This window comes from Mycobacterium sp., from assembly GCF_040398885.1.
GTDB lineage: Bacteria > Actinomycetota > Actinomycetes > Mycobacteriales > Mycobacteriaceae > Mycobacterium.
On record NZ_JBBATF010000147.1, the window covers coordinates 1 to 8,289 of the forward strand.

Annotated in this window: 7 protein-coding genes; 6 read left to right on the plus strand and 1 reads right to left on the minus strand. The window is 71.1% G+C overall.

Features of this window, described 5'->3' with window-relative positions:
- Positions 1–183: 183 nt before the first annotated feature.
- Both nicT and ADBZ5U_RS12880 read left to right on the plus strand, forming a co-directional pair.
- Positions 184–1,287, plus strand: a complete 1,104-nt coding sequence (gene nicT, locus ADBZ5U_RS12875) for a Nickel transporter NicT (protein ID WP_526810784.1) — start codon at positions 184–186, stop codon at positions 1,285–1,287.
- Positions 1,288–1,463: 176 nt separating this feature from the next.
- Positions 1,464–1,724 carry a DUF3303 family protein gene (locus tag ADBZ5U_RS12880; protein WP_526810773.1) on the plus strand — a complete coding sequence of 87 codons (261 nt, stop codon included), beginning with the start codon at positions 1,464–1,466 and terminating at the stop codon, positions 1,722–1,724.
- Positions 1,725–1,745: 21 nt separating this feature from the next.
- Here ADBZ5U_RS12880 and ADBZ5U_RS12885 read toward each other — a convergent pair whose 3' ends face one another.
- Positions 1,746–2,735: an alpha/beta hydrolase gene (locus ADBZ5U_RS12885; RefSeq protein WP_526810775.1), complete on the minus strand. Its 990-nt coding sequence runs from the start codon at positions 2,733–2,735 to the stop codon at positions 1,746–1,748.
- Positions 2,736–2,857: 122 nt separating this feature from the next.
- Here ADBZ5U_RS12885 and mqo point away from each other — a divergent pair, with 122 nt between their 5' ends.
- From mqo to ADBZ5U_RS12905, 4 genes are read left to right on the plus strand one after another with little or no spacing between them, the layout of a single operon-like run.
- Positions 2,858–4,363, plus strand: coding sequence for a malate dehydrogenase (quinone) (gene mqo, locus ADBZ5U_RS12890; RefSeq protein ID WP_526810777.1), 1,506 nt, complete (start codon positions 2,858–2,860; stop codon positions 4,361–4,363).
- Between the two features lie 49 nt (positions 4,364–4,412).
- Positions 4,413–6,236 carry a VWA domain-containing protein gene (locus ADBZ5U_RS12895; protein ID WP_526810779.1) on the plus strand — a complete coding sequence of 608 codons (1,824 nt, stop codon included), beginning with the start codon at positions 4,413–4,415 and terminating at the stop codon, positions 6,234–6,236.
- Positions 6,237–6,252: 16 nt separating this feature from the next.
- A complete protein-coding gene (gene cobO / locus ADBZ5U_RS12900) occupies positions 6,253–6,867 on the plus strand; it encodes a cob(I)yrinic acid a,c-diamide adenosyltransferase (RefSeq protein WP_526810780.1) in 615 nt (204 codons plus the stop codon).
- Entirely contained in the window at positions 6,864–8,231 is a 1,368-nt protein-coding gene (locus tag ADBZ5U_RS12905) for a cobyrinic acid a,c-diamide synthase CobB (RefSeq protein ID WP_526810782.1), read from the plus strand. The genes cobO and ADBZ5U_RS12905 overlap by 4 nt, the downstream gene beginning before the upstream one ends.
- Positions 8,232–8,289: the final 58 nt, after the last annotated feature.

Consider the following 8,289-nt stretch of genomic DNA (forward strand, 5'->3'; position numbering starts at 1 on the left):
CGGTCACCGACTGGGTCAGTTCGATCGGCATGGACCAGGTGGGATTCATCGTGGTCGGGCTGTTCGCACTGACCTGGGCGGTGGCAGCGGGCCTGTGGCGGCTCGGCCTGGTCCCGACCTGGCAGCGGTGATCGCGTGCCAGGATGCGCTGGTGGAATCGCTTGCAGATAGTCGCCCCGCGCAATAGCGTCACGCGATGTGACCTCCCGCGGGCAACGGCTGCGCGCGCTGTTGTCCCGGCGCGAGTGGATGCGGCTCGGTGCGATGTTCGCCTTCGTCGCCGCCCTGCACGTGATCGGCTGGGGAACCCTCGTATTCCTCGTCGTCCCACAGCATTTCGATCTCGGGGACAAGGTGCTGGGCGTCGGGGTCGGCCTGACCGCCTACGCGCTGGGCATGCGGCACGCCTTCGACGCCGACCACATCGCCGCTATCGACAACACCACCCGCAAGCTCATGGAGGACGGCCGGCGTCCGCTCGGCGTCGGGTTCTTCTTCTCCCTCGGGCATTCGTCGGTGGTGTTCGGACTTGCGGTGCTGATCGCGCTGGGCATCAAGGCCGTGACGGGCCCGGTCGCCGACGACTCCTCGGCCCTGCGGCACTACACCGGCCTGTTCGGCGCCGGCATCTCCGGGGCGTTCCTCTACCTGATCGCCGCGATCAACATCGGGATCCTGGCCGGAATCCTGCGAGTTTTCGCCGCGATGCGGCGCGGCGAGTTCGACGAAGCCGCACTCGAGCGGCAGTTGAACAACCGCGGCCTGTTCAACCGGTTCTTCGGCCGGTTCACCCGGTCCATCCGCCGGTCCTGGCAGATGTATCCGCTGGGCGTGCTGTTCGGGCTCGGATTCGACACCGCCACCGAGGTCGCCCTGCTGGTGCTGGCCGGCACCAGCGCCGCCGTCGGCCTGCCCTGGTGCGCCATCTTGTGTCTGCCGGTGATCTTCGCCGCGGGCATGACGCTGCTGGACACCATCGACGGATCGTTCATGAACTTCGCCTACGGCTGGGCGTTCTCCAAGCCGGTGCGCAAGGTGTACTACAACCTGACGGTTACCGGGTTGTCGGTTGCGGTGGCGGTGATCATCGGAACCGCTCAGTTGCTTGCCGTGCTGGTCGAGCAGTTCGGTTGGCGAGGAGCCTTCTGGGACTGGGTGTCCGGGCTTGATCTGAATGTTCTCGGTTTCGCGATCGTCGGGCTGTTCGTGCTGACCTGGCCGGCCTCCGTGCTGGTCTGGCGGTTCGGCCGGATCGAGGAGAGATGGGCAGCCGCATCCGAAGGGTGAGGACTTGTCGCCGGTGGCCGGCAGGGGGCCGGCTCTTGATGATCCGGCATTTCGATCGAGAGATCCATGTACACGGAATGCTCACCGGGAGAGGCTGATTGGCGACGGGGGTTTCAGCCACGGGTTTCGGCCACGGCACCCGCCCTATGATGAAAGGACCCGGGATCATGCGATACATGGCCTCATGGACACTGCCGCACGGTGAGGACTATCGAGCCGCGATCGCGCGGTTCCTCAAGACCGGCGGGGCGCCCCCCGCCGGAGTGACGATGATCGGCCGCTGGCACGGCGCCAACGGCTTCGCCATCGCCGAGAGCGACGACGCGAAGGCCATCGCGGAAATGGTCACCGAGTGGAGCGAGTTCATGGACATCCAGGCCACGCCCGTCCTCGAGGACTCCGAGTTGGCCGGGGTTCTGCAGAAGCTGTACAGCTGACACGTAGGCGCCGTCCGGACGTCACCCGCTGACCTCCCGGGCCAGCCAACGGTCCAACTCGGCGTAGGCGGCCTCCCGCGGCCCGGGCAGCGACAGGAACACGTCGTGTTTGGCGTCGGCCACCGGCACGACGGTCTGCCGGTTGCCGACGCACCCGGCCCACCTGGCGATGTGCGCGACGTCGAGGACGGCGTCGCCGCGTTGCATCGCCTCGGCGTCGACCGTCTCGGCGACGCTGTGGTCGGAGCGCAGGATGAGGTTGGGCACGCCGACGTCCAGGCCGCGGTGCAATCGGGCCTGCCCACGCCGCACGGCGGTGATCCAGCCCAGTGTGACGGGGAATCCGCCCACCGGCTTCCACTGCAGGTTGTAGTCGAACTCGCCGTGGTGGTCGCGGTGCAGGGTGAGCCCGTAGCCCCCCTTACCGGGCGGCCGCACCACCGTGGTCTTGCTGACCCGGGATGCCGCGCCCAGAGCGCCGGAGGTGGCCCGGGTGCGCAGGATCGCCGGTCCGTTCAGATCCAGGAACGGACTGTTCAGGACCAGCCCGGTCAGCCCCAGCGCCGCGACGGCCCGATGCCGGCGCAGTCGGTCGAGCCACAGCGACACCACCAGCCCGCCGGTCGAGTGGCCGTAGACCAGCACCCGGCAGGAGGGGTTCTCCGCCCGGATGATCGCCATCGCGCTCCCCAGGTCGCGGTCGTAGCGGGTCAGGTCGGTGGTGAAGTGCGGGGTCTGCCCGGCCCGCCACGACCGGCCGCACTTGTGCAGATCCAACCCGTAGAGCCGGTAACCCCGTTCGGCGAAGAAGTCCGCCAGCCGGGTGTTGAAGAAGTAGTCGGTGAAGCCGTGCACCGCCAGCGCCACCCGATCGGACGGGCCCTCGCCCTCCGCGCGGACCAGGGTGGCGAACAACTCGCCCTCGCCGTCGGGGTCGGGACCGAGGTGGACTGTCCTCTGCCGGTAGCCGGGCAGCACATCCTCAGCCCATTCGGTGCGCGCGGGCGTCACAGCCCCAACTTTATCCAGTGCCGCCGCTGCACTACCTCGGTCGCGCCGGGCGCGCCGGGATAACCTAGCTGCTACCCACCGCGCCCGAATCCCGGATGCGGGTCCGGAGGAAGGACATGCCCGTGTCTGACGTAACCAAGTCCGAGGCCAGGACCGACGTCGTCCTGGTCGGCGCCGGGATCATGAGCGCAACCCTCGGCGCACTGCTGCGCCTGGTCGAGCCGAACTGGTCGATCACGCTGGTGGAGCGCCTCGACGCCGCCGCGGCGGAGAGCAGCGACCCGTGGAACAACGCCGGCACCGGCCACTCGGCGCTGTGCGAGCTCAACTACACCCCGGCCAAGCCCGACGGCACCATCGACATCGCCAAGGCGATCAGCGTCAACGAGCAATTCCAGGTCACCCGCCAGTTCTGGGCCTACGCCGTGGAGAACGGCCTGCTGACCGACGTCCGCAGCTTCCTCAACCAGATACCCCACGTCAGCTTCGTCAGCGGCGCCGACAACGTCGACTACCTGCGGCGCCGCTACGAGACCCTGGTGCGCAACCCGCTGTTCGCCTCGATGGAGTTCATCGACCAGCCTGACGAGTTCGCCCGCCGGCTGCCGCTGATGGCGCAGGGCCGGGACTTCTCCGAGCCGGTCGGGCTGAACTGGACCGAGGCCGGCACCGACGTCGACTTCGGTTCGCTGTCGCGCCAACTGCTCGCGTTCGGCAGCCAGCGGGGGATGAACACCCTGTTCGGACACGAGGTTCGCGACCTCGACCAGAAGTCCGACCGCAGCTGGACGGTCAAGGTGGTCAACCGTCGAACCGGCGAACGGGTCCGGATCCGAAGCAAGTTCGTGTTCGTCGGCGCCGGCGGCGGGGCACTGCCGCTGCTGCAGAAGGCCGGCATCAAGGAGGCCAAGGGGTTTGGCGGTTTCCCGGTCAGCGGTCAGTGGCTGCGCACCGACATCCCGAGTCTGACTCAGGCCCACCACGCCAAGGTCTACGGACTTCCGCCACTGGGCGCACCGCCGATGTCCATGCCGCACCTGGACACCCGCGTCATCACCGGCAAGGACTGGCTGCTCTTCGGCCCGTTCGCCGGGTGGTCGCCGAAGTTCCTCAAGGCCGGCAAGTTCACCGACCTGCCACTGTCGGTCAAGCCCGACAACCTGCTGCCGATGATCGGCGTCGGGCTCACCGAACTGCCGCTGGTGAAATATCTCGTGGGCGAACTGCTGCAGTCCTTCGAGGGCCGCGTCGACACGCTGCGCAAGTTCGCCCCCACCGCGCAGAGCGGTGACTGGGAACTCGACATCGCCGGCCAGCGGGTGCAGGTGATCCGCCGCGACTCCAAGAAGATGGGCATCCTCGAGTTCGGCACCACCGTGCTCGCCGCCGCCGACGGCTCGATCGCCGGCCTGCTCGGCGCCTCCCCCGGCGCCTCCACCGCGGTGCCGGCCATGCTCGAGGTGATGCAGCGTTGCTTCCCGGAGGAGTACCGCGGCTGGGAGCCCAGGATCAAGGAGATGGTGCCCTCGCTGGGCTCCAGGCTCTCCGACGAGCCGCGGCTGTTCGCCGAGATCTGGGAGCACGGCACCAAGGCGCTCGGCCTCGGCAGCCGTTCTGGAGTGGTGTGACGTTCGCTCTGGAAAACTTTGGCGGAGAAGCGATCTCGGGGCCGCCGCGGTGAACCCGCCCTATCCGTTCAGCGCGATCGTCGGCCACGACCGGCTGCGGCTGGCGCTGCTGTTGTGCGCGGTGCGCCCGGAGATCGGCGGCGTGCTGATCCGCGGCGAGAAGGGCACCGCCAAGTCCACGGCGGTGCGGGCGCTGGCCGCGGTGCTGGACCGGGCCGATCCGGGTTCCCGGCTGGTCGAACTGCCGATCGGCGCCACCGAGGACAGGGTGGTGGGATCGCTGGACCTGCAGAAGGTGCTGCGCGACGGCGAACACGCCTTCGCGCCCGGCCTGCTGGCCCGGGCGCACGGCGGGGTGCTCTACGTCGACGAGGTCAACCTGCTGGCCGATCATCTGGTCGACGTCCTGCTCGACGCCGCCGCGATGGGCCGGGTGCACATCGAACGCGACGGGGTGTCGCACTCCCACGAGTCGCGGTTCGTCCTCATCGGCACCATGAACCCCGAAGAGGGTGAACTGCGGCCCCAACTCCTGGACCGGTTCGGCCTCGCCGTCGACGTCCGGGCCTCCCGCGACGTCGGGGTGCGCAGTGCGGTGATCCGGGCCAGGCTCGACTACGAAGCCGACCCCGCCGGGTTCGCCGCCGGTTACGCCGACGCCGACGCCGAACTCGCCGAACGGGTGGCCGCTGCCCGAATGCGCGTCGACTCGGTGGTGCTGCCCGATTCCGAACTGCGCCGGATCGCCGCCCTGTGCGCCGCCTTCGACGTGGACGGGATGCGGGCCGACCTGGTGGTGGCCCGCACCGCGGTGGCCCACGCGGCCTGGCGCGGCGCCGCCGCCGTCGCCGAGGAGGACATCCGGGCCGCGGCCGAACTGGCCCTGCCGCACCGCCGCCGCCGCGACCCGTTCGACGAGCCCGGAATCGACCCCGGGCAGCTCGACGAAGCGCTCTCCGCCGCGGCCGGGGACAGCGCGCCGGAGGAGGACCCGGACCCGCCCGGCGGGGGGCAGTCCCTCGACGAACCGGCGGAAGGGCCTGCCTCCCGGAACAATTCAGGCAGCAGCAGGCCGGCCGCGCCGCCCGCGCCGAGCTTTCGCACCCGCACACTGTCGGTTCCCGGGGTGGGCGAGGGCAGTGCGGGCCGTCGCTCGGCGGCCCGCAACTCCGCCGGTGCGGCGGTGCGCGCCGCCGGCCCGGGGGAACGGGGCCACGGACTGCACCTGTTCGCCACCGTGCTCGCCGCCGCCGACCGCCTCGGCGCGCCCGGCCCGCTGCGACCGGATGCCGCCGATCTGCGCCGCGCCGTCCGGATCGGACGGGAGGGCAACCTGGTGATCTTCGTCGTCGACGCCTCCGGGTCGATGGCGGCCCGCGACCGGATGGCTGCGGTGAGCGGCGCGGCGCTGTCCCTGCTCCGCGACGCCTACCAGCGCCGCGACAAGGTCGCGGTCATCACCTTCCGCGCCGAGGGGGCCCGAGTCGTTCTGCCGCCCACCACTTCCGCCCACACCGCCGCCCGCCGGCTGGCCGGCTTGGACACCGGCGGCACCACACCACTGGCAGAGGGCCTGCTGGCCGCCCGCGACGTCGTGGTGCGCGAACGCGCCCGCGACGGCTCACGCCGCCCGCTGGTGGTGATCCTCACCGACGGCCGGGCCACCGCCGGGGCCGACGCGCTGCACCGCAGCCGCCGGGCCGCCGACACCCTGGCCGCCGAGGGCGTCGCCGCGGTGGTGGTGGACTGCGAAACCTCCTATGTCAGGCTTGGTTTGGCGGCCGAGCTCGCCGGCCGACTGCGGGCCCCGACGCTGCGTCTGGAGCATCTGCGCGCGGACTGCCTGACGCGGGCCGTGCGCCGGGCGGCCTGAGGAGAGGGGGCTGCCGATGCCACAGGGCCGGCCGCCGGTCGTCCCCGAGGACGGCCTGTCCACCAGGGCCCGGCGCTCGGCGCCGGTGCTGGCGGTTCACACCGGCGCGGGGAAGGGAAAGTCCACCGCCGCCTTCGGAATGGCGTTGCGGGCGTGGAACGCCGGGCTGGATGTCGCGGTGTTCCAGTTCGTCAAGAGCGCCAAGTGGAAGGTCGGCGAGGAGGCGGCCTTCGCCCACCTCTCCCGGTTGCACGCCGAGCAGGGTGTCGGCGGAAACGTGGAGTGGCACAAGATGGGCGCGGGATGGTCCTGGTCGCGGAAGCCCGGCTCCGAGGGCGACCACGCCGCGGCCGCCGCCGACGGGTGGGCCGAGATCGCCGGCCGGCTGGCCGGGCAGCGCCACGACTTCTACGTGCTCGACGAGTTCACCTATCCGCTGAAGTGGGGTTGGGTGGACGTGGAGGAGGTGGTGGAGGCGCTTCGTGCCAGGCCCGGCCGCCAGCACGTGGTGATCACCGGCCGGGACGCCCCGCAGCCGTTGCTGGACGCCGCCGATCTGGTGACCGAGATGACCAAGGTGCGGCATCCGATGGATGCCGGCCGCAAGGGGCAGCGGGGAATCGAGTGGTGAGCGTGCCGGCGATCGTCGTCGCGGCCCCGTCGTCGGGGAGCGGGAAGACCACGGTGGCAACGGGTCTGATCGGCGCGCTGCGCAAGGCCGGACACCGGGTGGCCCCGTTCAAGGTCGGCCCGGACTTCATCGACCCCGGTTACCACGCCCTCGCGGCGGGCCGGCCGGGACGCAACCTCGACCCGGTCCTGGTGGGCGAGGATCTGGTCGGACCGCTGTACCGCAACGGATCCCGCGACGCCGACGTCGCCGTGATCGAGGGCGTGATGGGCCTCTTCGACGGCCGCATCGAGAACCGCTTCCGGATACCGGCCCGCGGCTCCACCGGGCAGCTGGCCCAGCTGCTCGCCGCACCGGTGATCCTGGTGGTCGACGGCCGCGGGCAGAGCCAGACCATTGCCGCTGTGCTGCACGGCTTCTCCACACTCGTGCCCGACGTCCGGATCGCCGGCGTCATCCTCAACCGCGTCGGCTCGCCACGGCATGAAGAGGTGCTGCGCCAGGCCTGCGAATCGGTCGGGGTCCCGGTGTTCGGTGCGCTGCCCCGCCTCGACGAACTGGCGCTGCCGTCGCGACACCTGGGCCTGGTCACCGCCACCGAACACGGCGCTCGGGCGGACGCCGCCGTGGCGGCGATGACGGATCTCGTGGCCCGCAACGTCGACGTCGGGGCGGTGTTCGCCGCGGCCGCCTCCCGGGTGGCCGCTGCGCCGTGGTCCGCGCGGGAGGCGGTGGGGGAGCAGGTCGCGGCGCGGCCGGTGGTGGCGATGGCGGCCGGGCCGGCCTTCACCTTCGGCTACACCGAGTACGACGAACTCCTGCGGGCGGCCGGCGCGGAGGTGGTGAACTTCGACCCGCTGCGCGACACCCTCCCGCGGGACGCCGACGCCCTGGTGCTCCCGGGCGGGTTCCCCGAGCAATATCCCGAGGAGCTCGCGGCGAACACCCAACTGCGCCAGGAGATCCGGGCGCTGGCCGGCCGGGCGCCGGTCCACGCCGAATGCGGCGGGCTGACCTACCTGATGTCCGACCTCGAGGGCCACCCGATGTGCGGGGTGCTGGCCGGCTCGGCGAGATTCACCCCGCGGCTCCAACTGGGCTACCGCGACGCCGTCGCCGCCGCCGACTCGCCGCTGCACTGTGCCGGCCAGCGGGTGACCGGCCACGAATTCCACCGCACCACAGTGGAATTCTCCGAGTCCGAACAGCCGGCCTGGATGATGCGGAGGGCGGCCGGAGGTGTTTCGGAGGGCGTCGTCCGGGGTGGGGTGCACGCCTCCTATCTGCACACCCACGCCGCCGCCCACCCCCGGTCGCTGCGGCGGTTCGTCGAACATGCCGGTGTCGCTAGGCTCGGCCGGTGACCGAGAACGCCTATCTGGTCGGCCTGCGACTGGCCGGCAAGAAGGTCGTCGTCGTCGG

Coding starts and splice junctions, on each gene's coding strand:
- cobO (WP_526810780.1), top strand. CDS start 6,253: ATGCCACAGGGCCGGCCGCCGGTCGTCCCCGAGGACGGCCTGTCCACC.
- ADBZ5U_RS12880 (WP_526810773.1), top strand. CDS start 1,464: ATGGCCTCATGGACACTGCCGCACGGTGAGGACTATCGAGCCGCGATC.